The 25,638-nt window shown below is 40.9% G+C and carries 26 protein-coding genes; 10 read left to right on the top strand and 16 right to left on the bottom strand.

Features of this window, described 5'->3' with window-relative positions; translation table 11 throughout:
* Together H9X96_RS13270 and H9X96_RS13265 are read left to right on the top strand one after the other, a co-directional pair.
* Positions 1-1,377, top strand: a complete 1,377-nt coding sequence (locus H9X96_RS13270) for a lactate utilization protein B (protein WP_187666760.1) — start codon at positions 1-3, stop codon at positions 1,375-1,377.
* Complete coding sequence (locus tag H9X96_RS13265) at positions 1,370-1,954, top strand: LUD domain-containing protein (protein ID WP_187666759.1); 585 nt, start codon at positions 1,370-1,372, stop codon at positions 1,952-1,954. The genes H9X96_RS13270 and H9X96_RS13265 overlap by 8 nt, the downstream gene beginning before the upstream one ends.
* A 7-nt stretch (positions 1,955-1,961) precedes the next feature.
* Here the strand turns inward: H9X96_RS13265 and H9X96_RS13260 are convergent, their stop codons facing one another.
* Positions 1,962-3,896, bottom strand: coding sequence for an ATP-binding protein (locus H9X96_RS13260; protein WP_187666758.1), 1,935 nt, complete (start codon positions 3,894-3,896; stop codon positions 1,962-1,964).
* Positions 3,897-4,113: 217 nt separating this feature from the next.
* Between H9X96_RS13260 and H9X96_RS13255 the strand changes: the two genes are divergently transcribed.
* Positions 4,114-5,640 (top strand): choice-of-anchor I family protein, encoded by a 1,527-nt coding sequence (locus tag H9X96_RS13255; RefSeq protein ID WP_187666757.1) that lies wholly within the window; start codon positions 4,114-4,116, stop codon positions 5,638-5,640.
* 57 nt (positions 5,641-5,697) lie between these two features.
* On the opposite strand, the gene H9X96_RS13250 is transcribed toward H9X96_RS13255, so the two are convergent.
* Complete coding sequence (locus H9X96_RS13250) at positions 5,698-6,237, bottom strand: GNAT family N-acetyltransferase (protein ID WP_222943903.1); 540 nt, start codon at positions 6,235-6,237, stop codon at positions 5,698-5,700.
* 153 nt (positions 6,238-6,390) lie between these two features.
* Between H9X96_RS13250 and H9X96_RS13245 the strand changes: the two genes are divergently transcribed.
* A complete protein-coding gene (locus H9X96_RS13245) occupies positions 6,391-6,735 on the top strand; it encodes a GNAT family N-acetyltransferase (protein WP_187666756.1) in 345 nt (114 codons plus the stop codon).
* Between the two features lie 97 nt (positions 6,736-6,832).
* Here H9X96_RS13245 and H9X96_RS13240 read toward each other — a convergent pair whose 3' ends face one another.
* The 6 genes from H9X96_RS13240 to H9X96_RS13215 all read right to left on the bottom strand — a co-directional run bounded on the left by H9X96_RS13240 (position 6,833) and on the right by H9X96_RS13215 (position 12,554).
* Entirely contained in the window at positions 6,833-7,123 is a 291-nt protein-coding gene (locus H9X96_RS13240) for a GNAT family N-acetyltransferase (protein WP_187666755.1), read from the bottom strand.
* A 17-nt stretch (positions 7,124-7,140) separates the two neighbouring features.
* Entirely contained in the window at positions 7,141-8,013 is an 873-nt protein-coding gene (locus H9X96_RS13235; RefSeq protein ID WP_187666754.1) for a pirin family protein, read from the bottom strand.
* A gap of 79 nt (positions 8,014-8,092) precedes the next feature.
* Complete coding sequence (locus H9X96_RS13230; RefSeq protein WP_187666753.1) at positions 8,093-9,895, bottom strand: PAS domain S-box protein; 1,803 nt, start codon at positions 9,893-9,895, stop codon at positions 8,093-8,095.
* A gap of 265 nt (positions 9,896-10,160) precedes the next feature.
* Entirely contained in the window at positions 10,161-10,847 is a 687-nt protein-coding gene (locus H9X96_RS13225) for a hypothetical protein (protein WP_187666752.1), read from the bottom strand.
* Between the two features lie 65 nt (positions 10,848-10,912).
* The gene (locus H9X96_RS13220; RefSeq protein ID WP_187666751.1) at positions 10,913-11,605 is read right to left on the bottom strand and encodes a bifunctional 2-polyprenyl-6-hydroxyphenol methylase/3-demethylubiquinol 3-O-methyltransferase UbiG; all 693 of its coding nucleotides are present in this window, start codon (positions 11,603-11,605) and stop codon (positions 10,913-10,915) included.
* Positions 11,606-11,636: 31 nt separating this feature from the next.
* The gene (locus tag H9X96_RS13215) at positions 11,637-12,554 is read right to left on the bottom strand and encodes a UbiA family prenyltransferase (protein WP_187666750.1); all 918 of its coding nucleotides are present in this window, start codon (positions 12,552-12,554) and stop codon (positions 11,637-11,639) included.
* A 77-nt stretch (positions 12,555-12,631) separates the two neighbouring features.
* Between H9X96_RS13215 and H9X96_RS13210 the strand changes: the two genes are divergently transcribed.
* Positions 12,632-13,252 (top strand): hypothetical protein, encoded by a 621-nt coding sequence (locus tag H9X96_RS13210; protein WP_187666749.1) that lies wholly within the window; start codon positions 12,632-12,634, stop codon positions 13,250-13,252.
* Positions 13,253-13,260: 8 nt separating this feature from the next.
* On the opposite strand, the gene H9X96_RS13205 is transcribed toward H9X96_RS13210, so the two are convergent.
* Positions 13,261-13,626 (bottom strand): hypothetical protein, encoded by a 366-nt coding sequence (locus tag H9X96_RS13205; RefSeq protein WP_187666748.1) that lies wholly within the window; start codon positions 13,624-13,626, stop codon positions 13,261-13,263.
* A 296-nt stretch (positions 13,627-13,922) separates the two neighbouring features.
* Between H9X96_RS13205 and H9X96_RS13200 the strand changes: the two genes are divergently transcribed.
* Both H9X96_RS13200 and H9X96_RS13195 read left to right on the top strand, forming a co-directional pair.
* A complete protein-coding gene (locus H9X96_RS13200) occupies positions 13,923-14,903 on the top strand; it encodes a helix-turn-helix transcriptional regulator (protein ID WP_187666747.1) in 981 nt (326 codons plus the stop codon).
* Positions 14,904-14,905: 2 nt separating this feature from the next.
* Positions 14,906-15,916 carry a helix-turn-helix domain-containing protein gene (locus tag H9X96_RS13195; RefSeq protein ID WP_187666746.1) on the top strand — a complete coding sequence of 337 codons (1,011 nt, stop codon included), beginning with the start codon at positions 14,906-14,908 and terminating at the stop codon, positions 15,914-15,916.
* A 299-nt stretch (positions 15,917-16,215) separates the two neighbouring features.
* On the opposite strand, the gene H9X96_RS13190 is transcribed toward H9X96_RS13195, so the two are convergent.
* Entirely contained in the window at positions 16,216-16,458 is a 243-nt protein-coding gene (locus H9X96_RS13190) for a hypothetical protein (RefSeq protein ID WP_187666745.1), read from the bottom strand.
* Positions 16,459-16,611: 153 nt separating this feature from the next.
* On the opposite strand from H9X96_RS13190, the gene H9X96_RS13185 reads away from it, so the two are divergent.
* On the top strand, positions 16,612-17,655 hold the full coding sequence (locus tag H9X96_RS13185; protein ID WP_187666744.1) for a hypothetical protein: 1,044 nt from the start codon (positions 16,612-16,614) through the stop codon (positions 17,653-17,655).
* A gap of 309 nt (positions 17,656-17,964) precedes the next feature.
* On the opposite strand, the gene H9X96_RS13180 is transcribed toward H9X96_RS13185, so the two are convergent.
* Positions 17,965-20,100 carry a response regulator gene (locus H9X96_RS13180; RefSeq protein ID WP_187666743.1) on the bottom strand — a complete coding sequence of 712 codons (2,136 nt, stop codon included), beginning with the start codon at positions 20,098-20,100 and terminating at the stop codon, positions 17,965-17,967.
* A gap of 115 nt (positions 20,101-20,215) precedes the next feature.
* The gene (locus tag H9X96_RS13175) at positions 20,216-20,962 is read right to left on the bottom strand and encodes a hypothetical protein (RefSeq protein ID WP_187666742.1); all 747 of its coding nucleotides are present in this window, start codon (positions 20,960-20,962) and stop codon (positions 20,216-20,218) included.
* A 100-nt stretch (positions 20,963-21,062) separates the two neighbouring features.
* On the opposite strand from H9X96_RS13175, the gene H9X96_RS13170 reads away from it, so the two are divergent.
* Complete coding sequence (locus H9X96_RS13170) at positions 21,063-21,554, top strand: GNAT family N-acetyltransferase (protein ID WP_187666741.1); 492 nt, start codon at positions 21,063-21,065, stop codon at positions 21,552-21,554.
* A complete protein-coding gene (locus H9X96_RS13165) occupies positions 21,551-22,027 on the top strand; it encodes a MarR family winged helix-turn-helix transcriptional regulator (protein ID WP_187666740.1) in 477 nt (158 codons plus the stop codon). Before H9X96_RS13170 ends, H9X96_RS13165 begins: the two co-directional genes overlap by 4 nt.
* Positions 22,028-22,037: 10 nt before the next feature.
* Here H9X96_RS13165 and H9X96_RS13160 read toward each other — a convergent pair whose 3' ends face one another.
* The 4 genes from H9X96_RS13160 to pxpB are packed head-to-tail and all read right to left on the bottom strand — an operon-like array spanning position 22,038 to position 25,631.
* Positions 22,038-23,219: an NRAMP family divalent metal transporter gene (locus H9X96_RS13160; protein ID WP_187666739.1), complete on the bottom strand. Its 1,182-nt coding sequence runs from the start codon at positions 23,217-23,219 to the stop codon at positions 22,038-22,040.
* Positions 23,216-23,986, bottom strand: coding sequence for a LamB/YcsF family protein (locus H9X96_RS13155; RefSeq protein ID WP_187666738.1), 771 nt, complete (start codon positions 23,984-23,986; stop codon positions 23,216-23,218). The genes H9X96_RS13160 and H9X96_RS13155 overlap by 4 nt, the downstream gene beginning before the upstream one ends.
* The gene (locus H9X96_RS13150) at positions 23,979-24,944 is read right to left on the bottom strand and encodes a biotin-dependent carboxyltransferase family protein (protein WP_187666737.1); all 966 of its coding nucleotides are present in this window, start codon (positions 24,942-24,944) and stop codon (positions 23,979-23,981) included. Before H9X96_RS13150 ends, H9X96_RS13155 begins: the two co-directional genes overlap by 8 nt.
* Positions 24,945-25,631 carry a 5-oxoprolinase subunit PxpB gene (gene pxpB / locus H9X96_RS13145; protein WP_187666736.1) on the bottom strand — a complete coding sequence of 229 codons (687 nt, stop codon included), beginning with the start codon at positions 25,629-25,631 and terminating at the stop codon, positions 24,945-24,947.
* Positions 25,632-25,638 lie beyond the last annotated feature (7 nt).

The following is a 25,638-nucleotide window of genomic DNA, read 5'->3' as shown; positions in this document are numbered from 1 at the left end:
ATGATTAAAGGAAATAAGGACCACGCCGCATTAGCTGATATTTTCAATCAGGATGAAGCCCGTGTAGACTGGCATGATGAGACCTTATGGTTTGTACGTGCGAAGCGAGATAAAGCCGCAAATACCCTTTCTGAATGGGAAGCGCTGAGAGAAAATGCCGCTCAAATTAAGGACAATGTATTGTCCAATCTCCACGATTACCTTTCAGAATTTGAAAGCAATGCACAGAAGAACGGCCTGATCGTTCATTGGGCTGCCGATGCTGCAGCGCACAATCAAATTGTCCTTTCTATATTAAAAGCAAAAGAAATCAGTAAAATGGTAAAAAGTAAGTCTATGCTGACTGAAGAATGCCATCTGAACGAATATTTACACCAAAACGGGGTTGAGGTCATTGATACCGACCTTGGCGAGCGAATTGTCCAGCTGGCAGAAGAACCGCCAAGTCATATTGTACTGCCTTGTATCCACAAGAAAAAAGAAGAAATCGGCGAATTGTTCCATGAACATTTAGGGACGCCGAAGGGCGCTTCCGACCCGAAATTGCTCACCGCAGCGGCCAGGATACACCTTCGTGAGAAGTTCCTGACCAGAAGAGCAGCCATCACCGGCGTCAATTTCGCCATTGCGGAAACCGGCGAATTTGTAGTCTGCACCAATGAGGGCAATGCCGATATGGGTGCACACTTATCTGAAGTCCATATTGCCTGTATGGGGATTGAAAAGATCATCCCAAAAAGGGCAAATCTGAGCGTTTTTTTAAGACTTTTAGCCAGAAGTGCTACCGGACAACCGATTACCACCTATTCCAGTCATTTCCGAACGCCGAGAAAAGGCCAGGAAATGCACCTGATTCTGGTAGATAATGGGCGTACCCAGCAGCTGGGAAGAGCAGATTTCCGGAATTCTCTAAAATGTATCCGCTGCGGCGCCTGTATGAATACCTGTCCAGTGTACCGCAGAAGTGGCGGGCACAGTTACCATACCGCTATTGCTGGCCCTATAGGTGCGATTTTAGCGCCGAATCTGAACATGAAACAATATGCAGATTTACCTTTTGCCTCTACCTTATGCGGTTCCTGCACCAATGTATGTCCGGTGAAAATCAACATTCACGAACAGCTTTACAAATGGAGGCAAGTGATCGTGAAAGAAGGTTATGCAGATCCTAAAAAAACCATGGCCATGAAGGCAATGGAATTTACCCTCTCCCATCCTTCCGTTTATAGGAATGCTGGAAAAACAGGGCGCTGGCTGATGAAAAACATGCCTTTTTTGGTAAATAACAAGTTAAATGCCTGGTATACGCAGCGAGATATGCCAGCAGTACCCCAACAGTCTTTTAGTGAATGGTATAAAAAGAACAACAATGAGTAGCAGAGCACAGATCCTTGCACGCGTTAAAGAAAACCAGCCTACTTTAACCAATTTACCCGCTGATTTAACCGGTATGGTTCAGTATCCTGATCCAGTGGCCATGTTCGGCAGCGTACTGGATGGAATCGGCGGAATGATGTATCGGGTCAAAGACTATGAAGAGCTGATCAGCTTGGTTAAAACACAGTTTGCCGGCCTCGAAAGGATCATATCCACGATTCCTGAGTTAGAGGAGCTCACTGAAAAAGACTGGCAGGACTTGCCCCCTCACAGCTATGAGGATGTAGATGTGGCCATCATTAAAGCACATTTTGGTGTGGCAGAAAATGCAGCACTCTGGGTAACGGAGTCGCTAATGGGCCAGCGAGTGATCCCTTTTATTTGTCAGCAGTTGGTGATAGTGGTTCACAAAAAAGATATTTTATCCAATATGCAGGAAGCTTATCAGCAAATTTCAAATGCACATTATGGTTTTGGTACTTTCATCGCCGGTCCTTCAAAAACGGCTGATATTGAGCAATCATTGGTACTTGGTGCCCATGGTCCAAAAAATATGACGGTATTTGTATTGGCATAACCTATCCCTATTGGATTTTTGAAGGAGCATCAACTGGCAATGTGAAAAAGAACCTACTTCCTTTGCCAGGCTCACTTTCCAATCCGATTTCTCCATGATGGCGCGCTATAATATCGGCACATAGGTACAGCCCGATGCCAAAACCTGAGGCATTTTTCACTTGCAAATCATCAATCCTGTAGTACCTGTCAAAAATTTTATGCAGGTGATTATTGTCGATTCCAATCCCACGGTCTTCCACAGAAATCAGCGCCTCTTCATTCTGTAATACAGCCTTCACGATAATTTCTCCTCCTTTTGGCGAGTATTTGATGGCATTGCTCACCAGGTTATCAACCACCTGAGTTATTTTATGTTTATCGGCATAAATCATCGGTAATTCCACCGCCTCAAATAGAATCGGATGGTTCTTCTCCTGGAACAGGTAGTCATTGATGACTTCTATAATCAATTCATTGACATCGAACAGTTCTTTCGTCAATTCCGTCTTATTGGTTTCAATTTTTGATAAGTCCAGGAAGCTATAAACCAGTTTGGTCATTTTATTGATCTGCCCTTCGATCCTCGCCCCCACGCTTTTTATAAATCCAGGGTCGGTAGCAGCCTTACTGGATTTCAGCAATTGTGCATAGGCTTTTAAGGAGGTTAAAGGTGTTTTAAGCTCATGGCTGGCAATGGCAATAAAATCATTTTTCTGCAATTCTTCCTGTTTGCTTTCTGTGATGTCCATCACCGTTCCTAGCATCCTAACCGGCATACCTTGGGCATTAAAAATCACCTTACCAATTACTTTGATCCAATAAATAATGTGATCTGGTCTGACTATTCTGGCCTGATAATTATATTTTCCGGAAAGCAATGCGTTTTCAAAAGCCTGTTCCACGATTATTTTATCCTCAGGATGAATCACCGCACGAAGCTCAGCAAAGGTAAGATCGGTTTTCCAGGGCATACCAAATAAATCTGCCAGACTAGGAGAATAGATGATTTGTTTGGTTTGGAGATCCAGATCCCAGTTCGCAATCCCTGTGGCTTCTGAAGCCAGGCGCAGACGCTCTTCTGCGTTTTCAATTGTTTTCCTGGCGAGTACCCTTCCTGTTACATTATTGACCACAGACAGCAAGCCCGTGACCTCATTGCCTTTACCAAAAATCGGCTCCAGATTCAGGTCAAAATAGAAGGTCTCCAATACCCCATCGCGCTCAAATTTGACGGGTGATTCTCTGCCCTGATAAGACTCCGCACTGGAAATTACCTGTTCAAAAATCTCCTGGTAACCGAAATCCAGCATAGAAGGCAGCAGCTCAAAAATAGATTGCCCCATGACCTCTAAAGGTCCTCCTTTCCCCCAGGTCTTACAAATCGCCTCATTGGCATATTCTATAATAAAATTATCTTTCGTATAAAGTGCCATTCCAATCGGCGCCTTCATAAACATCTTATGTAAACGCTGCTGCTGTTCTACCAGCAGGTTTTCTGCGGAGCTGGTTGCCATTTCTTTCAGTATCACCTGTGCCGTCACATTGGCCGTAGTGTTAATGATGTAAGCCACATTACCATTTACATCCAGCACTGGCTGATTAGAATTAGACCAGTATAAGGGCTCCATTTTACCGGTTTCGCTGGAATAAACATCATATATATAAACCGGAAGGTCTACTTTTTTCTTCGTCTGCAGCATCTCCTCCAATGCTTTAAACGCCATTTCTCTGCTATAATTATTTTTTGTCTTCGCCGGAAAAACATCAAAGAATTTCTGACCTAACAAGGCTTTTCGAGGTTTTAAAACGATGTCTACAAATTGATCGCTTACGGCCAGGATGGTGAAATCGGGAGCATTTGCTTTGAAAACCACCGACTGCCCTGATACTTTAAAGAAGTTTTGAAAATCTGCCCCAGTGTAGAAACAATCGCCAGGATCATTAGAAAGCGTATTGTTCATATATATCAAAATTTAGTCAAGGATTTACCATTAAATGAACAGAAAGCTTTTAAATTATTTTGATAACGCAAAAACGGGAGATTAAGTTTTAAAATTTCCACTCAAAAACAGAGTATTAAGAGATAAAATGGTTAACAATATCATAACGTTAAACATAAAGCCTGCTTACATCCCGCCGATATCTTTAAGAAAACCCTTTACCAACTAATGCTTTGATATGAATAAAAATTTACTACTTGGTTTGTTATTAATTGCAGCCTTGGGCTGTAAAAAAGCGGGTACCTCAATGGAGGAAATCCCCGAGGTGATCGTCAATGAAGATGCCGGTACTTTTGCTGAAATCGGCAGTTATACTGTCGGAGGAGCAGGAGCTGCAGAAATTACAGCGTTCGATCCCAGCACCAATCGCTTGTTTATAGTGAACAATACCGAAGGCAACAATAGAATTGAAGTGATCGATTTTAAGGATCCTGCTGCGATGAAAACTATTGGCAGCATCCCTGTGGAACCTTATGGCGGCTTGGTAAATAGTGTGAGTGTGCACGATGGAAAGCTTGCTGCTGCCATAGAATCTACCAATAAACAGGAAAATGGAAAAGTAGTGGTTTTTAAAACCAGCGACTATTCTGAGATTAAAGTGGTCAGCGTTGGTGCTTTACCAGATATGGTCACGTTTACGCCCGATGGCAAATACATTTTATCGGCCAATGAAGGAGAGCCTAATGATGCGTATACCGTTGACCCTGCCGGTACAGTTTCTATAATCTCGGTGGCGAATAATTATGCGGTAAGCACCATTGACTTTGCAGCTTTTACCGGTCAGAAGGCCGCATTGATGAGTAAAGGTTTCCGCGTATTTGGACCTGGAAATGATTTCCTCAAAGGGATTGAACCGGAATACATCACGGTTTCTGAGGATTCAAAAACAGCCTGGGTGACCTTACAGGAAAATAATGCCATTGCAAAAATCAATATTGACAGCAAGACGATTACTGATGTTTTCCCCTTAGGTTTTAAAGATTACAACCTGGATGGCAATGAAATTGATCCCAGCGATAAAGACAATGCTACCGTTTTAGGAAAGTGGAAAGTGAAAGGAATGTACCTTCCTGATGCCATCGGCTTGGTAGAATCAGGAGGGATACCTTATTTATTCACTGCCAATGAAGGAGATGCCAGAGAATATGGCGGTTTTTCTGAGCTCCAGCGGGTTAAAGACAAAAGCGTTGTTTTAGATCCAAACGTCTTTCCTAATGCAAGTTTACTGAAAAAAGAGGAGCAGCTGGGCAGGTTAAATATCACCACTACCTTAGGGGATACCGATGGAGATGGCGATTACGACGAGCTGTATTCTTTTGGCGCCCGTTCTTTCAGCGCATGGAATGGCAACAGTGGAGTGCAGGTGTATGACAGTAAAAATGAACTGGACGTAAAAACCATCGCAGCAGGTTTTTATGACGAGACCAGAAGTGATGATAAAAGCGTGGAGCCCGAAGGGATTGCAATTGGCAGTGTGGGCAGCAAAAAAATCGCTTTTGTAGGCATGGAAAGAGCCGATGCAGTGGCGGTATATGATGTGAGCAATCCTTCAAAACCGATCTATCTTCAATTGCTAAAAACCGGAGACGCACCTGAAGGCGTGCTTTTCATTGCAGCGAAAAATAGTCCGACAAAAAAAAGCCTGCTGCTGGTGAGCAGTGAAGGCGATGGACAAATCAAAGTATATTCTCCTAAAACTTTATAATTTTCTAATTCTCGGCGGGGTAGTTGATGATTTTGCAGATCACTATCCCGTTTTTTTTTACAGTAATACTTTTCCACTAGGTTCCCGAAGTAAAAACCAATGAATCAACTCCTCTTTGACAAATTTCTGGTAGAAGCCCAAATTGGTCAGTGTTTTTGTGGAGCCTACATTGACATGTTGACATAGCGCAGTAATCATTTTTACTTCAGGTTGTTTAAAAGCCCATTTGATCAGTCCTTCAGCAGCTTCTGCAGCATAACCTTTACGCCTTTCGGCAGCTACAATCGCGTACCCAAGGTCTACGATTCCTTCCGCATTGGGAAGTCCTTTAAATCCGGCATCACCAATCACTGATTTACGGTCCTTATCAATAATCATCCAGGATTCAAAACCAGAAGGTTCCGGTACTTTTTCCAGATTTTTAATGATTCTCGGCAAACATTCCATCAGCTCTTCATCCGGCCAGCCTGTTCCAGGTTTTACGCCGACTGCCGTTAAAGAAGTAAATTGGCTATCCATGATCTCTCTGGCCATCAGAAGTGTAAACGGAAGTAAATAAAGACGTTGCGTAGTTATCTTTTTTGATTTCATGGTCATACAAAGATCAATAATAAGAATATTTTGGTCTTTAAACTATACTCCTGACAATTATTTATGAATAAACTCAAAGGATGAATCATTCTAAAGTTTTGAGCAATTTTGTGGATATTGATTTCCATGCTTTAAGCAACAATATTATTTTATATCAACATGAAGATTTTTGTAGAAACAGACCGCATTATTTTAAGAGAAATTATCCTTGCAGACGCGCCCTTGATGTTCAAGATGGATTCCGATCCTGAGGTTCACAAGTACCTGGGCAATAAACCTTTTAAAAACATCAGCGAGTCCGAAGATAATATTCGTTTCATCAGAGATCAATATGTATCCAATGGCATTGGCCGATGGGCAGTGATAGACAAGGAAAATAATGAATTTGTAGGTTCTCGCCATGCTTTACAGAAATCAGGACTAAAAATCACCGGTCATTTCGATCACGAAGGGATAGTGTGCGATTGGTTTGAAATCAGCAAAGCCGATTGGTTAAGCCAATAAGCGAGAAATAATTCATCTCTGGCTATTTTTAGGCAAAAAAAGCAGCCCGGAAATCACAACTGCCGGGCTGCTTCATGAAGTCATATTTTGGAATATATTAAGCAACTACCCTATTCCAGTCTGGATGCCTTTTCAGATAAGCGGCAACCAGCGGACACAGCGGGATCAATTTATAACCATGGTCTTCTATATAAGCCAAAGTCTTTTCGATCACAGCTGTAGCAGCACCTTTACCTTGCAGCTCTTCCGGGGATTCTGTATGGATTAACCAGATCTTTTTATCGCGTTCTTTATACTCGATAAATGCAGTATATTCTCCTACTTTAAGTTCAAAATGATTTGCTTCCGAGTTTTTAACCAAGGGAAGGCTCACATATTCCTCGTTCATAACTTTAAATATCTTGATTAATCAGCCAATTCTCCGAATTTGCCCATATTGAAATCCACAATCGCCTGACTGATTTCTTCATCTGTATTCATTACAAATGGGCCATAGCTCACGATTGGTTCGTTCAAAGGTGCTCCACTCATCAATAAGATCACGCTGTCTTGATTGGCTTTCAGCTGAATTTCTTCTCCTTCATTTCCAAACAACACAAAATGATGTTCTCCAACGCGTTCTCCGTTGACTTCAACACTACCATTCACCACTAATAAAGCGGTATTATGGGCAGCGGAAACCTGGGTACTTACCGTTCCACCTCCTTTGAGTTTAATATCAAACAGATTTACCGGGCTATAAGTTTGAGCAAGACCTGTGGTTCCATTAAAATTTCCGGCGATCACATTGACTACGCCTGTGCCATCCGGCAATTCCAGTTTCCCCATTCCCGCAGCAGTTAACTCCTGGTAATGCGGAGCTACGGATTTATCCTTTTTAGGAAGGTTTACCCATAACTGCACCATTTCAAAAGGCCCACCTTTTTTAGAAAATGTTTCTTCATGATACTCTTTATGTAAAATACCATTTCCTGCAGTCATCCATTGCACATCACCAGAATTGATCACGCCATAACTACCTGTACTGTCGTGATGCGCTACTGTGCCTTTATAAGCAATCGTTACCGTTTCAAAACCTTTATGTGGATGGACGCCAACACCTCTCACGTGGCTGGAAGGTCCAAAATCATATTCAGGATTAAAATCCAGGAGTAAAAACGGGCTGATTCTCTCCTGAGGGATACCTGCTCCCGGGATATAGTTAAATACCCTAAACCCATCACCAACCATGTGTGGTCTGCCAGAATTTGTCACGATTTTTTCAATTACCTTTTTCATGATGTTCTCCCTTTTTACATCATCATTATTCGCCCGCCAAATTTCAGTTAGGCGGATAATAATGATATACAAAGATACCCTAGCTTTCGCGGTTGTGCATTGATGTAGGATAAGAAGTATTGTTCTCAGTTCCATCCAGAGGTTGATGGTCAGCATTTTTCATAATCGATCTGATCACCTTATCTAATTCATCAGAAGATGATTTTAAATGGTCGATATATTCTTTTAAAACCTGATCTGAAGAATACGTCTGCAGCAGTTCTACCAAGCCCATGATCCGGGCCAAGGGCGATCTGATTTCATGAGCCTGTATCCAGGCAATTTTTCTTAACTGACTATTCTGTGCCTCTATTGCTTTGGTATGGTTGATTCTTTCTGTAATATCCTGCATGGAACCAATCATACGGGTGGGTTTTCCTTTGGCATCAAACACGACAAAAGATCGGTCTAATACCGATTTATAGATTCCATCTGCACAGCGGAAACGGTATTCTAGCTTTAAAGTGGTCTTTTTATTGTTCGTGCGCAAATTAAACTCCTCCAGTACCATCGCGACATCTTCCGGATGGACGTGTTCCAGAAGCCATGCCCGGCTATTTTCGGTTTCATCATAGCCAAAAACCTCTTTTAAACCTTTATTCCAAAGGATATTTTCGGTTTGCATATTCCAATCCCAAATCACATCACTGGTCGCTTCAGAGACAATATTGTAACGCCCGATACTCTCTGCAATTTTCCTTTTGTTTTCTATATCCTCTGTAATATCCCTTGAATTGCAGACGAGCCCCTGCACTGCCGGGTCATCCATCATATTCGTAATAATGGTTTCTATCCAGCGGTAATTCCCTTGTTTATTTTTAAAGCGAAATGAACGTAAGTGTAACTGTTTGTGTTTTTTTATCCGGCCAAAGCTGTGCTGTGTTTCCTTAAGGTCTTCTGGATGAATAAAATCAAAAAAACGTTTCCCCAGGAGCTGTTCTGGATCAACACCTAAAATAGCCATAGCGGCCGGACTTACATATTTATAAACTCCTTTTGCATCTACGATTGTAATGAGGTCCGATCCATTCTGTACCATTGCTTTAAACCTTTGTTCACTTCTGGACAAAGCATATTCTGCCATAATTTGTTCCGTACGATCGATCACTAATGAAAAACAAGCGGAAACGTCATTAAACTGCAGCACATTGCTTTCTACAGTTACATAGACTAAATCTCCATTTTTTTTACAATGCCGGGTGATGGACTGATCAATGTCTCCTATATTGAGTGCTTTGATGACGTCCTTCTCCTGAATATCCCAATCTTCTATTGGACGGACATCCTCCATCTTCATTTTTAAAAACTGCTGACGCGTATAGCCATAAAATTTTAATGCAGCTTCATTCACATCCAAAAAAGCCAGCGTTTCCTGGTCATATACCCATTGAGGAAGCGGGCTCAGGTTAAATAAGTCGATATACCTTTGTTTTTCCTTTTCCAGTTGCTCGGTGGCATTTTTATGGGCAGTAATGTCTTTGAAATAAACAGATAAGCCCTCTCCAGACGGAAAAGCAGCAACCTCGAACCACAATTGATGTGGTTCAAAATATTCCTGGAAACGTACCGCTGTATTCTCTGCTACTGCACGATGGTATTCTTTGTAAAATTTAAGTGGAATGGCATGACTGTATACTTCCCATAGATTTTTCCCAATAATGTCTTTTCTAGACATCATCAGTATACGCTCCGCTTCTTTATTCCAGTAGGTCACGATCCAATTGCTGTCTACTTCAAAAAACGCATCTGTAAAGCTTTCCAGGATGTTGAAAATTCTTTTCTGATAGGCTTTGAGTTGCTTTTCAAAAGTGACGTCTGAATGTGGAGCCTTAACCCTTTTCATCTTGATTTGTCTTAATCAATCCTGTAACCTACTTGCTGCCCTATCATGAAGATATTTTCTTTTGAAAACCTTCTTATTTTACAAGCTTCAAATACAGGCAAGTAAACAGATTAAAATCCATTAAAACTTATTTAAATAAGGTAAGAATCGAATAACTCATACCATAAACTTACCTGCTGCATTTGAATTTGTCAATACAACCAAATTAACATACACATTGTTTGTGGGAATTTCAAAAAGGGTTGATCTATCGCAATGCCAAGCTTTATTTCTTATCTGCCCCTTTTGAATCTGCACTGGATCTACCTGTCTTCATTTTAACCGCTATGTTCGGGGTATAAATGAGCAAGCGAAGCTCATTCAGCATTTTTTTCAATTCCTTCATCAAGCCAATTAATAAAGCTACCTGGTCATCATCCCGATTGAGCAGTCTAAAAGACTCATCATTGGTTAAGTTAAACTGCCTTTTTAGCAGCAGTGGAACTTTGTTGCTCTGCGCGGTTAATGCACAGGCATACAAAAATAAGCTGTGAATAAACTCTGCCAGAGAACGTTCATAACATAATTTAAGCTTTTTGTAGCTTTTAGCCCGTTTATAGAACGACTGATAAGGTTTAAAGCGCATCCCTTCTAAAGCATATTTCGCAGTTTGACCCTCTTCATACTCATCAATTCCGAACCAAGCATTTAATTCGGCTTTGGTATCACCAATCTTTGTAAAGGCTTTTAAACAGTTTTGAACAAATGGATCATCCACTTCATCGAAGAAATGACCATCTTCAATTGGCAGCTCCCAGGGATCATTAAATTCGCTGTAGTATTGTCTGAAAGCTTTTTTAAAGGTGAGGTAATAAACAAATTCATAAAAATCTGAATGAACAGAGGCCATTAATATACTCAAGCCTCTAATACAGGTGTCTAATTCAAACGGATCATTTGTAGAAGTTTTCATAATTATTTCCCCCTAATAGCTACGTTGGTATAAAGTTAAATATACAATTATATTTAAATTCCTATTTATCTTCCAGCACTTTTAACCCATGTTTTTTGATCTGTTTTTTCCAGCACTACACTCTGAATAAATTTTCTGTAATAGTATTTTTGCTCCAGCACCTGATATCCTGCAGCGTCAAAATAAGGCTTCATGTTGATCAATTTTGAGGCTTCTACATTCGCTATTAATTTAAAAAAGCGATACATCAGCACTAAGAAAACTGTTTTCCACCAAGTTCCATTATCGTGCTTTCGGCCATCAGTTTTCCCCATATTTACTGTTAGATCGAAATCCGTATGAAACCATAGTCCGCCTTTTCTAAGCATTGTATCCAGATGATGAAAAACCATTGCTGCCCTTTCCTCTGCAAAATTATCGAATAAAAAAGGGGTACAGATCAGATCAAAAGGCCGATCAGTAGAAAAATCTTCTACCCCAAGGTTTACAAAATCAACGATATTTCCGGCAACCGCTCTTTCCTTTGATATTTCCATCATTTTCGCTGAAATCTCTACATAGACCAGATGTAAACCTTCGGGAACAACTTTTGCTATTTCCTCCAGAATCCAGCCCGTACCTCCCCCCACAATTAAGATCCTTCCTGTTTTAGGAAGATAGCCAAGCTGATGAATCTGTGCGTTCACCTGTGATTTAAAGAAAACCAGGCGACTCAGTTGATCATAATAACCTGCTATTTTATCGTAGTTGTTCTTCATCAATCCGAGTGTGTAAGATAATGCTATAAAACTAAGGCAGCGGCATAAACTGCATGGCCAGCATCCCACAAATGGCTTTGAACAAAATCAATCCATCAATCACCATCAGATAATATAAGATATTTTTCCTACGCCTCATCGTGTAAGCAATATAAATTGTCAGCAGGAATGGCAATAAATTCAGTAAAAATGGGAGGGGCCCGAATCCTTTATAACTGACAAAGATGGATAGGGCGATGATCCCTACGATGAGCAGCGGGATTAAGATGTAGAAAATGGTTTTTCTTAAGCCGTACTGAACTACAAAAGTTTTCAGTTGTTTATTCGAATCTGTAGGATAATCCTTGATGTCGAAAATAATAGCATTCACCGTACAGAACATCCAGTTTTTAATAAATAACCAGGTCCAGAGCAGCGGGTCATGATCATCAACACCTGTTTCTATTTTCAGCATGATCAAAGGCATGACATTGGCACAGCAAGCCCAGACAAAACCGATCACAAATGCCTTCAGCCAACCGGTATTCCTCAGGTTGAGATGCCGGAAAGATTTGGGCAGCAAGCCATAATAAAAAGCTCCGGCAAAAATAATGACGCCAATGGCGAGCCAATAATTGAGTGGTAGGCTCAGAATATGCTGATAATTCTGATACAGCACAGTTATTGCCAGCCCCAAACACACTGTAAACAGAAATATCTGACTCCATTTGATGAAAGTTTTATGCCGAAAGTACCATAGACTCCGTGGATTATTGGCCACGGGCTGCGCAGACATTTTATGGTAAGCGTAAGTATAATAAATCGTAGGCGCTAAAAACAGTAATAAATAATAATTGATGGAATTGTACGGTAATTTAAGTTGCATAGTGGCCTCCAGCGTTAATGCAACAGCCAGTATGCCTACAAAGTAATTCCCAAAAAAAATAAACCGAATAATTTTATTGCCCATCAAATAAAAGATCAGAAAGATCTATGGGGCCAATTTCGGATATAAAAAGAATATTTCAGCATAAACACCCTATTTTTATGGCCTACCTGAATCAAATGAGAAAACATAGCTTACTCAGCATCTTATTTACAGTTGTTCTGGCATCTTTTTGCTGTGGACAGGAGCTCAAACCAGATACACTGCTCAAAGACCTGGATGCAGATCAGCATCCTGACAGTATTTTCTTTGACAAAGCATCAGCGAGGATCATTTGTAAATTATCTAGTCAGGGTTTCCAGGAAATCAAAAGCAAAGAAATTGAAAACATTGATTTGGTGATGACTGGTATCAGAGCCTTAGAAAATGGCTTTGAATTTTTCAATAACTGGATGAGAGCCGGATATACTTGTTTTTTCCGATACGATAAAAACAGCAAAAAAATCAGATTGGCCAGCATGAGCAGATACGAATTTGGAAATGCTGCAAATGATGGTAGTGGAAACTCTTCCATCAACCTGGTCACTCATCAATACATCGGAAACTGGAATTATTATAATGAGGAAAAAGAAAAATTGATTAAAATGCCAGTCATCAAAAAGAGCTGGGTACTCCCTGTTACTGCTTTGGAAGATTTCAGTGACCAGGAGGTAGAACAATACACTTATAAATGCAGTGACTTCATGGAAACATTGAAAACAAAAATGAGAAAAAGGGAATAAGGGTGTGCTTAATACGCTTCAAAATTATCGCTATTCACGCAATGTATTATCCGCTGGTCTATCCCATAAAGTATACATTCAATATTTCTTCGCTCTGAGATGATTTGCCTGGCATATTTTAAACCTTTTTCAAAATTCTCAAAAACGGTATACACCTTTTGGTCTGGATACACGGCATAATTACAGGCTTCATCCAAAACAATCCCTGTATTAATTTCGGCCCTAACCAATGCGACTTCTTTAAATTCCATCAAAGGAAACTTCTCCAGGTTAGAGGTTACTTCTTCTCTTTTTTTCCAGCGAATGACCATAGATCTTAGCCATTCTTTAAAACGAAAAATAAGGGAGGACCGATAACGCATTATTTTTTTCATGAGATGTGAAGATGGAGCATCTGCCGCTAATTTATAAAGTAGAAAATTACGTATTATTTTTAGGAATGAAAAATGTAATCCGCCTTTCTGGTTCAGCTCAAACCACAGGAGATCAACAGAATGACAGAAATAAGAGCAAATCAACAGAAATATCAGGAAATCGACAAACACAGGAGTAAATTGCCAGAAAAACTGGCAAAACAACCGGATGTTATATTTTAAAAAGATATAAAATGGAAAAACTATATTTGAGTGAGGATTGATTTGGTTGTGTAAAAACTTAAAGAGCATCTTAAATGAAGGAAGTAATCCACCAATATGGTGTAGAGTTAGATTGGGTAGCAGGACTCGCCGCAGGGATAGGCGGCTATGTGGAGGGGAACTACATCCGCATTGCAGATGAGGCACAGCAAGGCAATCGGTATGTCCTCCAGATTAATGATCAACTAACTGCTTTTATCATCGATGTTACCTATCGGCAAGATGTAGTCTACAAATTAAGAAATACACGCAATGACTTTGTAGGACTCTATTTTAACCTCAGCGAGGGTGATTCTATTCACATTTTAAATGAGGTAACCAGATCTTTCGGAAAATGGGGATATAATCTGGGCATATTTGATGCAAGTTTAAACGGTGATTTCCAGGTAAAATCCGGATCAACGACCTATATGATTGCTATTTTCATTAAGAAAAGCGCATTGAAACAATATTTATTAAAAATCCCGGAGCACCATCAAATTGTAGAATCTGTCTTTAATTCCGAGCTCAATACCATTGTAAGATTTGATCGGATGAGCAATCATGCCTGGTGGCTGATGAATGAGCTCAGAAAAGCACCTCCTTCCGGGCCTTTATACGACGTTTATATTACGGGCACCGTATATGGCCTCATCGCTGATTATCTGGACCAAATCATCAATCAGGAAATCATCATAGAACAGGTATTCCCTGAAGATGTAGGCCATATTATCAGTTCTCAGGCTTACCTGAGTGCGCATATTGAAAATGCGTTTCCAGGGATTCATTTCCTTGCCGGGGAAGCCAATATGTCCGAAACCAAGTATAAAAAGCTTTTCAAAAAAATCAACGGCATTACTCCTCACGGATTTTTCCAAAGTAATAAGCTTTCTTATGCAAAAGAAATGCTGGAAACAGGGCAATTTACCATTGGAGAAATAGCCGACAAATTCGGCTTCTTTGACTCTACACACCTAATTGAACAATTTAAAAACACCTATGGTGTTCCACCCAAAGAATACTTGAGCCAACTTTAAATATGACCGAGGAAAGGATTGAATTTTGCTACCATTATACCCTTGGCCCGGAATGGCAGCAGCAAATTGTGGCTGGCATTGGCGCAACGTTAAAAGACAATAAGATTTTAACCATGCCCGGAAACATTGCTGATGGAGGCTCCATATTTCTGGAAGTCAATCCTGGATTATCGGTCCTGCTGCTGGACATGACCTTTAAGGTTCCTGTAGCCATCACGCGAATCCCTACAGACCATAATTATTACATGGTTTATTTTGACATAGGTGATGAGATCACGACCCATATTATTGGCAATACTGTTCATAAAGCCGGGTACCATGCCAAACTGGGAATGGGATTTATGGACTGCAGTATGCAAGGCGTCATCATGCCGCCAATTGGCAAGCGCTCTTATAGCTTGAGGCTATTAATCCAAAAAGGCTACCTAAAAGAACTGGCCGCATCTACCAGAGATCTGGAAACAAATAACCTGCTTTTTGATGAGTCTAAGAACACCCTATTGTTCTATAGCCACATCGACAGCAGAAGCAAAATACTGCTGAGCCAGCTAAAGGAAAATGATTTTACCAGTCCTTCTTTTGAGTTAAAGCTAAAGAGCACGGCTTCGTACTTATTGGGCTATCTGATGGAACGGGCCAGCAGGTTTGAACCGATCATCAATAAGCTATCTAATCAGGATATAGAACGTATATTTCTAACTTCTGAATACCTAATGGAAAACCTGCTCTCCGAATTTCCAGGTTTACAAAAGATGGCCGATATGGCTGAAATGTCCGTTTCAAAGTATAAAATTCTTTTCAAAAAGATACTAAAAGACAGTCCAAATCAGTTTTTTCTAAATGAAAAACTATTACTGGCACAACAGCTTTTAAGCAGTGGAAATTTTTCAAGTGTTCAGGAAGTGGCTTATGAATTGGGCTATAGCAGTCCTAATTATTTTACCAAAGTTTATAAGAATATGTTCCAGGTATTGCCTGGAGATATTTTGGAAAAACAAAACAGCAAGCCTTAAGGCCTGCTGTCTGCAGTAATTATAAAAAGAATCCCTAGCTCTTTATTAAACTACTCTTGCCTACTAAAATCCAGGTAACCCTCGTTTTTTATAGGTAAAATTGAAGTTCCCGCTTTTACTTCAAATTTTTCTCCGACGGCTGCGATCACTAGTAATACGGCTAAAATTTGTTTTTTATCTTGTTGTTTTATATGATGAATTATAGTTGTTATCCTAATGCCTTAGGATTCGTAATTAACAGCATACCAGCACACTGCTTTATCGAGAACAGCACATCCCGTTCTGGTTCTAATGATCGATTAATTGTCAATTCCCAGGTAACGTGCAATTAGTTTTTGGTCTCTTTCTGGTTTACTAGCGATAGATAAAGAGCTGCTTTCCCCAATGCAAACCACACGTTTGCCCTTTTTATCCTTTACAATTACGAAAAACCCTGCACTCTCCACCACATTATCCTGCCCGGCCACTTCTGCATGAACTAGATCTGAGGGAAATAAAATTGGGCTTCCTTTTACGATGATGTATTTTCTTAATGATGCCATGCTATTGTTGATTTACACTTCAAAAGTATGGGGCACAGATTCCAGAGAATGGTACATTCGGACAAAAAACTATTAAAATAAGACCGATTCAAATATTGTCAGGATAGCTTAATTCCTTGTAGAAAACACTAAATTGAGCGTAAATACGAATTCATGGAAGATAATGATGTAAAAATATCACGTAAGAAACCGACTTTTCCGGTTTCCCCTGCCCTACAGAAATACCTGAGAAGTTACCAGCGGGAATCCAGGCTCCCGATCAGTTATAATGATCTGATGATGTTCGATGAATCTTTTCCGCTCATGGACAAATTCGGTAAAGACACTTTATGGGAAGGACCGATTTATTCTTCTGAGCGGATCGAAAATCTCCATAATGGCTTAAAAGTGATTTATGCCAACTTAAAAGCATCCGGAAATCTGCGCATTGTGCAGCACAAATACATTGATAAAATTGAATACTGCACCTTTGGTAATACCCACCCCTTCCGGATTCGGATTGTGAACCGACTAAATGATGTATACGATTATTTCTATGTAAAAAAGGCAGATGCTTCGCGAATTTATGGGCTGGAATTAGAAGAAATTCTATCGCCCAATCAAGTGAATTACCTGGTAGATCGCGAAACACTGGTGGAAGAACATATTGCCGGAATCCCTGGTGATGTATTTGCAAAAAACTATTTACACCAGCCGGAATACAACCAGACCAGGATTGCAAAGGAGTTCGTGAAATTTAACGAACGGTGTCTGGTGATGTTGCTGGGAGATATGCGTGCCTATAATTTTGTGGTACAGATTACGCCAGATTTTGACGATATCCAATTTAGAATCAGAGCCATAGATTTTGACCAGCAATTCTATGAGGGAAATCTAAAGGTATACCTACCGCAGTTCTTTAAAGAGAACTTCCCTTATGTGAAATTATGCACGGAACAATTGACAGATAAAACTTTTCTGCAATACCAACAGGAGGAAAAATCATCTATACTCCATCGGGTGCGAAGTGAACGTCACCGTTTGGCAGATTTAAGAGATGTGTCCAATGAAGATGTATTGACCACCGTTGAAAACACCAATCAGTTAAAACTAGGGATGGCTGCACATTTTAAGGATGAGCATTATCTGGAATGTGAAACGATGACAGATATCATTGAATTGAATGTAAAAAACATCATCCGGCAAGTAAAACTATAAGGAGGGCTTATTCCCTCCTCATAATTTAAAGGCCTTGTTATAATTTTAAAAACTTACCGTGCTTCCTATCGAGTGCTATTAAATCTTTTTGATCATCACTACCCCATTCGTACTGTCATTCACCTCACCGCGTACCTTTGCTTTTATCGTAAATACAGCGCCAGTTTCATAGTTGTCAATCAGGAAACTATACCTGTTGTTATTTGCCTCAGTTCCTGTGAAACCATCGTGTACATCTTCCGTGATTTTTATCCCGTTTTTATATACTGCTATCGACTAAGCAAATCTGCCAGGCAGCCAATTTGCTGACTATTTAAGGTAATCCAGGATTTTTTCCATCAGTTCAGACTCCGTAAATGGCTTAATGATGTAATCATTTAAGCCGGCAGAAAGGTACCTTTCATGGGATTCACTACTGATTTGTCCGGTGATGGCAATGACAGGCAAATGAGATTTTTGTTTATCCGCCAGCGCACGAATTCTCTTTGTCAGCTCTATTCCATCCATTTCAGGCATCTGAATATCGGTGAGCACCATATCATAACGCTTTGACTCCAGAAAAGTCAAGGCTTCCTGCCCATTTGTTGCTGTATCAAAGCTGATTCCAATTTTCTTAAAGATCATTTTGATCACCAGCAAGTTCATTTCAGAATCATCAACCACCAGCAAATGAAGGTTTTTAAAATGATCGCTATTGATCACCAGCGACTTTTGTTCATCCAGTTCTTCACTGTCATTTTCGGCTACCACATAAGGGATTTCCAGCGAGAAAGTGGAGCCTTTACCCAAGGTACTCTCCACAGAGATTTTACCTTTATGCATTTCTACCAATTTCTTACTGATAGCCAAGCCTAGCCCAGAACCCTTTTGCCAGTCGCTTCGGTTAGAGTTGATGACTTGAGAAAATTCATTAAAAATCAACGCCTGGTTTTCCGCAGAAATACCAATACCGGTATCTTTCACCTTAATCAATAAGACAATATGTTTTTCATCTATCTTCTTTAAGCCCACATGAATGCTTACTTTTCCCTTATCTGTAAACTTAATTGCATTCGCAATCAGGTTCATCACCATCTGTTTCAAGCGATAAGGATCGCCATCCAATAGTAAGTCCGGTGAATCACCAAGGACCAGTTCTAAAGTCAGGTCCTTCTGATCAGCCAGAATCCTGGCGGTAGCCGCTATATCAGAGAGGATCCGTTGATAACGGAAAGGCGTTTTTGCCAATGCCAGCTTTCCTGTTTCCAGTCTGGAGAAATCCAGTACTTCATTTACTGCCGATAACAACATCGAAGAAGAATTGTCGAGCAGCTTAGACATCTGTTGCTGGTCCTGAGTCAAAGTAGTAGATTTGAGTTGCTCAGAAACCCCTATAATAGCATTTAACGGCGTTCTCATTTCGTGACTAATGCTGGTAAAGAACCTGGATTTAATGATGACCTGCTCTGCTGCCAGCTGATTTGCCCTTAACGTTTTATCGTAAGCACGATACAACTTCCACATCAGCAGGATAATCGCCAGATAAGATAGCACGCTGATTCCAAAATTGATCTGTCTGGATCTTCCAATTGCAGCGAGAGACTGATCTGCTCTGCTCTTTAATATCGCTTTTTTCAGTTCGGAACTGATATTTTCTTTATTTCTATACTCCTGAAACAGGCGTTTAATATTCTGAAAGATACTTTCATTTAGCTTCAGAATTGTTTCTTCCTTTTTGGTTAGAATATTACGGCCGCGCTTTAGATCCTGGAAAAGAAGGGCGTAAAACTGTTCTACATTTGCCAGATTTTTCTTATTGTAGGCCTCTATGTCAGTAGCGGTTTGTTCGTAGGTCACTTCTGTTTTTACCTTTTTCGTAGAATCCTTTTGCTCTCCTTTATTCAGAATGGCATTTTTTAGTCTTTTGAATAGTTTTTGCTTCGGTGCCGCGGGTGCTGAAGCGGTTTCTTCCACCTGAGTTACCCTTTTCAGCATCGTTTTAGGATAGGTCTTCAGTTCTGGTGCAGTCCCTGTAATCTTTAACAATTCCATCTTTACATTGATGTTATTTAAAGAATCGGTGAGCCTTTTAAGCTCACTATATATGGCCATCTGACCGCTTTTATTCCTAAGGTCACCTACAATAACATCTGAAATATCACTGCTATCACCTGAAGAAAGGCCTGTTAGCAAACTGGAAATCAACCTGATATCCTTCACATATTTATTAAAATAAACCATATCCCAGAGCGTAGTATACATTCTGAAATTATTTTCTGCCATTTGTATACTCAGGGTAATTGTATCGAGTCTAGAAATCCTTAAGTTATTAATTTCTAACTCCTTAAGACTAGAAACAAGCATAGATTGTTCTGCACGCTGTACCACCGAATTCCGAAATAAAAATCCGATAAACAATATAATGACTGCAGAGATGAGAAGGAAAGAGCGTTGTTTGTTTTTCATTGATAAAAAAAGGATCAATATAAATTTCTATCGGTTAGCCGATTTAATCTACTATTCAAAGTTAAACATAATTTATAAGAACGCTAAAACAAGCGAATAATTATGAACAGGGTAATTAAGAGTGTAACAACTTGTTTACCCCGCAGAGCATAAAACCAAGGATAGGCTGGCATTTTTCTTCACAGGAAGCGTAAAAACTACCCTCGGTCCGGTGGCCGGAAGCCGTTTCCTTTCCCCAAAAAAATTCGGCAATACTTAAAGGTTTCAGGTGATTTTTTGCGGCATAATTCAGCAATTTCGGCGCACAGCAATCTCCGGTTCCTACCGGAATTCCCTTTTTCAATTGAAAAGCTTCTTCCAGGCTCCGGCTTTCCTCCTTGAAATTATGAAAGGTGTAAAGGGCGTTCAGTTTTGCCAGTATACCATGCGAAACCAGCCGCCTTTCAGCCAGTTTCGAATACCATTCTTTCGATTCTTTAGGCAGCGTAGCAATTAAATCCGTTAAGGGATGAATGTCCAGATTGCCTCGTTCCACTTCTGCTACAAAAGCATGTTCATCCACGAGGGGTGGCACCCATCCTTTTACATTCCATACCCCATTATGTCTGGAGGAAAAGGCACGAAGAATGACTTCATTGCCTGATACATCCTCGCAAACCAAAATCCCGAACATACGTCCCCGCATATTTGAGTATAAAATATGGGTAGACAATCGTGGATCAGCCAGTGCCAAAGGAACATCAAAATCTATTCTTTTATGCGCAGAAAGCTGGGCCATAAGGTCATGACAATGAGGGATAGCAAGCGCTGATGGCAACTCGTGAATTTCCCCACAATCATTGCAATAACCAAAACAGGACATATAATTTTGACAAAGGCACAAAGATATTAAAAATATAATAAACCGCTTGTATTTATGTAGTCAACTACGTAGTTTTGCTCCGTACAATAAAAAAAGAGCAATGGAAGTACAGATCGCACAAATAAAAAATGAATCCGCAGCAGCAATTATTGACCTGGTATTACCGATCCAGCAAATCGAATTTAAGGTCGCCATTACTTTAAGCGACCAACCGGATTTATTAGCTATAGAAGAGGTTTACTACCAAAAGGGCGGTGCCTTTTGGGGGGCAACAATTGATGGAAAACTGGTAGGCACAATTGCCATGATTAAATTCAACGATCATGAGGCTGCCATCAGAAAAATGTTTATTAAAAAGGAATTTCGCGGAAAAGAACTCGGTATTGCGCAGCGTTTGTTAGAAAACCTGATCAATCATTGTAAGAATCATGGAATTGACCATCTTTACCTGGGAACAGTTCCAGTACTGCAGGCGGCGCTTCGTTTTTATGAAAGAAATGAATTTCAGAAAATAGAAAAATCAGCCTTGCCCGTACAATTCCCATTGATGGGTGGAGATTCCGTGTTTTATCAATTAGACCTATCCTTATGAACGTCATAGACGAACTTGGGATCCTGGCCCTTTCTACACGTTTACAGCGTTTGAGTGAGCAGCTCCGGAAAGACGGTGCCCTACTCTACAAAACCTATGAAATTGATTTCGAACCGAAGTGGTTTCCTGTGATTTATACGCTTCATCACAAGCAGCCATTGGGCGTTGTAGAACTGGCCACGGAAATCGGTTATACCCATCCTTCCACCATCAGTTTACTGAAAGAACTGGAAAAACAAAAGCTGATCCGTTCTAAAAAAGACAAAAAAGATGAGCGGAAACGACTGATCCAGCTGACCGCAAATGGAGCAGAACTGATTGAGAAAATGCAGCCGGTATGGCAGCTCATGACCCGTATCCTATCGGAAGTGACCGACACAGAGCACAACCTGCTGAAAGCCATTACGGAGGCGGAGGACAAATTAAAACAGCAAAGCTTTATACAAAGAGCCTTGCAGGCGGCGGCTAAATAAGCCGCCACCTTTACCCAAAAATCATATCATAAAGCACTTTTACGCTCATAAATCCCACAATCAGCACCACTAATCCGCCAAAAACAGTGAGCCATGCAGGGTGTTTATAATCTCCTACAATTTTCTTTTTATAAGCTGCAAATAAGATGGTTGCCAGCGTAACTGGCAAGATAAATCCATTCAATACACCTGCCAGAATCAACAATTTGACAGGTTTCCCTATCCCAACAAATATCAACGTAGAGATCACAATGAAAGCGATGATCACCATCCGCTCATGGTCTCTGATTTTAGGACTAAAAGATTTGACAAAAGAAACCGAAGTATAAGCAGAGCCAATTACGGAGGTTACCGCAGCCGAAAACATCACCAATCCAAATAAACGGTAGCCCAGATTTCCTGCTGCCAGCTGAAATACTGAGGCCGTAGGGTTCGCTGAATCTATCGTTAAGCCCTGACTAATCACACCTAGAGAAGCCAAAAAAAGAAATATACGCACTAGAGAAGCCACTGAGATTCCCATCACTGCACTTGTATTTACGGAAGGTAAAGCCTCTTTTCCTTTAATTCCAGCATCCAATAACCGGTGGCCTCCCGCAAAAGTAATATAGCCCCCTACCGTGCCACCAACCAAGGTGACGATACTTACAAAGTCTATTTTTAAGGGTAAAACCGTTCTGATTGCAGCCTCTCCTATTGGAGGAGCGGAAGTAATTGCGATATAGATGATCACGATAATCATCACAAAACCCATGAACTGCGCAAAGCGATCCATTGCCTTTCCTGCTTCGCGAACCATAAAAATAGCGACGGCCAAAGCAGCTGAAATGATCGCCCCGTTAATCACAGAAACCCCCAGTAAGGCTTGCAAGCCGAGACCAGCACCGGCGATATTTCCAATATTAAAGGCCAACCCGCCTAAAACAATTAAAAAAGAGATGAAGCCACCTAATCCTGGCAGCAGCATATTGGCAATATCCTGTGCTCTTTTCTCAGATACCGCAATCACGCGCCATATATTGAGTTGCACACCAATATCTATAATGATAGAAACCAGAATCACAAAGCCAAAACTAGCGCCCAGCGACTGGGTAAAAAAAGTTGTTTGTGTTAAAAATCCCGGGCCAACCGCAGAGGTAGCCATCAGAAATGCGGCCCCAATCAGGACGCTTTTATTTTTTATAACTTTCATTTGCCGATAGCATTGATCTTCAATCCTTCTTTAAGCAACCTCTTTTGAAGCTGTTCAGCAAAGGTAAGTGCAGAATTTCCATCCCCATGGATACAAATCGTATCTGCCTGGATAGGAACTAAAGTCCCCTGCGCAGAAAGTACAGTCCCTGCTTTTACCATCTGTACCACTTGAGCGACGGCTAAAAAATGATCGGTAATCAAGGCGTCCGGCTGCTTTCTTGAGGTTAAGCTTCCATCCGGCTGATAAGTGCGGTCTGCGAATACCTCATTGGCCACTTTTAGTCCTGTGCGTTCACCAGCAAGAACCAGCTCAGAACCCGAAAGACCATATAAAATCAAACCTGGATCTATCTTATAAATTGCAATAGCGATAGCTTCAGCAAACGCTTTATCTTTTGCTGCCATATTATATAAGGCACCATGCGGTTTCACATGATGGAGCTTTCCACCCTCGGTTTTCACAAAAGCATCAAGGGCACCAACCTGATAAATCACCATATCCTGAGCTTCCTCGGGAGTAATTGCCATTTCTCTTCTGCCAAATCCCTGAAGATCCGGAAGCCCAGGATGTGCACCAATCGCTACTCCATGGCTGATGGCCAATCGGACCGTCCTTTTCATCACCGCTGGATCTCCTGCATGCCATCCGCAGGCAATATTCACGGAAGAAACAAAAGGCATAATTGCGGCATCATTGCCGATGTCAAAAGCGCCAAAGCCTTCGCCCATATCACAATTCAGATCTACCCTAACAGTTTTAGCCATGGTTTTTATATTTAAAAGTTAAGCTTTGCTTCAGCTGATTTATTTCTTCAGTTCTCGCTACTAACAGCTTTTGTGCCTGGTTTAAAGTCAGGATTTCAAATTGAATTATCTCGCCTGGACGCAGCTGGGCCAATTTCCCAAGATCAACGCTGAGCACCTGTAAGATGCGTGGATAGCCACCGGTGGTCTGATGATCTGCCATTAAAACAACTGGACTTCCCTCAGCGGTGACCTGCACTGTTCCAAAAGCAACAGCGGAGGATAACATTTCTTTATTTGTTTTCAATTGTAAAAGCGGACCTTCCAATTGATAGCCCATCCGATCAGCAGCATTACTGATACTAAACTCTTTAGTCAATAAATCGGCAATACTTTTCTCCTGGAAAAATTCAAATTCCGGGCCTTTAATCACACGAATTACCAGTGGATTTAATGGCGTATCCCTGCTCCGGCTTAAGCTCCAGTTCAATCGTTCTGGTAAAACCGGAATGTCCTGATTAAAAGCAATCCGGTCTCCTTTTTTTAAAGCACGACCTTCGAAACCGCCAAAACCTGCCCGAAGATAAGTGGAATAACTACCCAAAACCTGGGGGATATCAAAACCTCCCTGAACGGTTAAATAAGCAAAGCAACCGGATAGAGCCTCGCCAAAAGAAAGTACAGCACCCTTGTGCACTACTATTGGGCGCCACATTTCTACCGCATTACCATCAATCTCCGCCGATAAATCAGCACCTGTAATTGCCACCAATGCCTCATCTTCGAAAAGAAGTGATGGTCCTGATAAGGTAAATTCCAGTGCAGCTTCAGTTTCCTGATTTCCAAGTAATAAATTACCCATTAGGACTGCATCTTTGTCCATTGCTCCGCTTTCAATGACCCCATCTTTACGGTATCCAATTCTGCCAAGATCCTGTACCGTAGTGAGCATTCCCGCTTTTATGACCTTAATTCCCATCTATTTCTTTTTTATTTTCTTAAACTCAGTTTCAGTGATCGCCACAAAACGAAGTCGGTCTCCTGCCTTTAACAATGCTGGGGTTTCTCTGTTGACCTTAAATAATTGCAGCGGGGTTTGTCCGATGATCTGCCAACCCCCAGGGGTTTCTATAGGATAAATTCCTGTTTGAAGACCTGCAATTCCCACAGATCCTGCAGGAATTACTGCTCTGGGCTTTTCCTTTCTAGGGGCTGTGATCTTTTCGCTCATCCCACCGAGATAAGGAAAACCGGGTGCAAAGCCAATCATATACACCACATACTCCGCGGCAGAATGAAGGGCGATGACCTCTGTGGTACTCAATTGATGCTGTCGGGCTACAAAATCCAGATCAGGGCCGCGATCTCCTCCGTAAACTACTGGTATTTCAATGATGGTCGAATCCGGCATTTCTACTGCTTCCATTAAATCCTCCAGCATCTCTTCTAACAGCGACTTTATGGTCAAATAATCGATTACCCATGGCTGATAATAGACCGTTACCGAAGTAAACGCGGGCGTATATTCTAGGAATCCATCAAAAGCATATTCATCCAAATGAGTTGCAACCGCCCTTACCTGCTGATGAATTTCCGGGCTGATTACCTCGTCAAACTGGATCACAATAGCGGAATCACCTAGCGGATAAAAGACTGCTTTTTCCATAATTTTA

The sequence above is a fragment of the Pedobacter sp. N36a genome (assembly GCF_014472395.1).
GTDB lineage: Bacteria > Bacteroidota > Bacteroidia > Sphingobacteriales > Sphingobacteriaceae > Pedobacter.
Note: the sequence above shows the minus strand (reverse complement) of the source record. Positions and strands in the feature narration are given on the sequence as shown.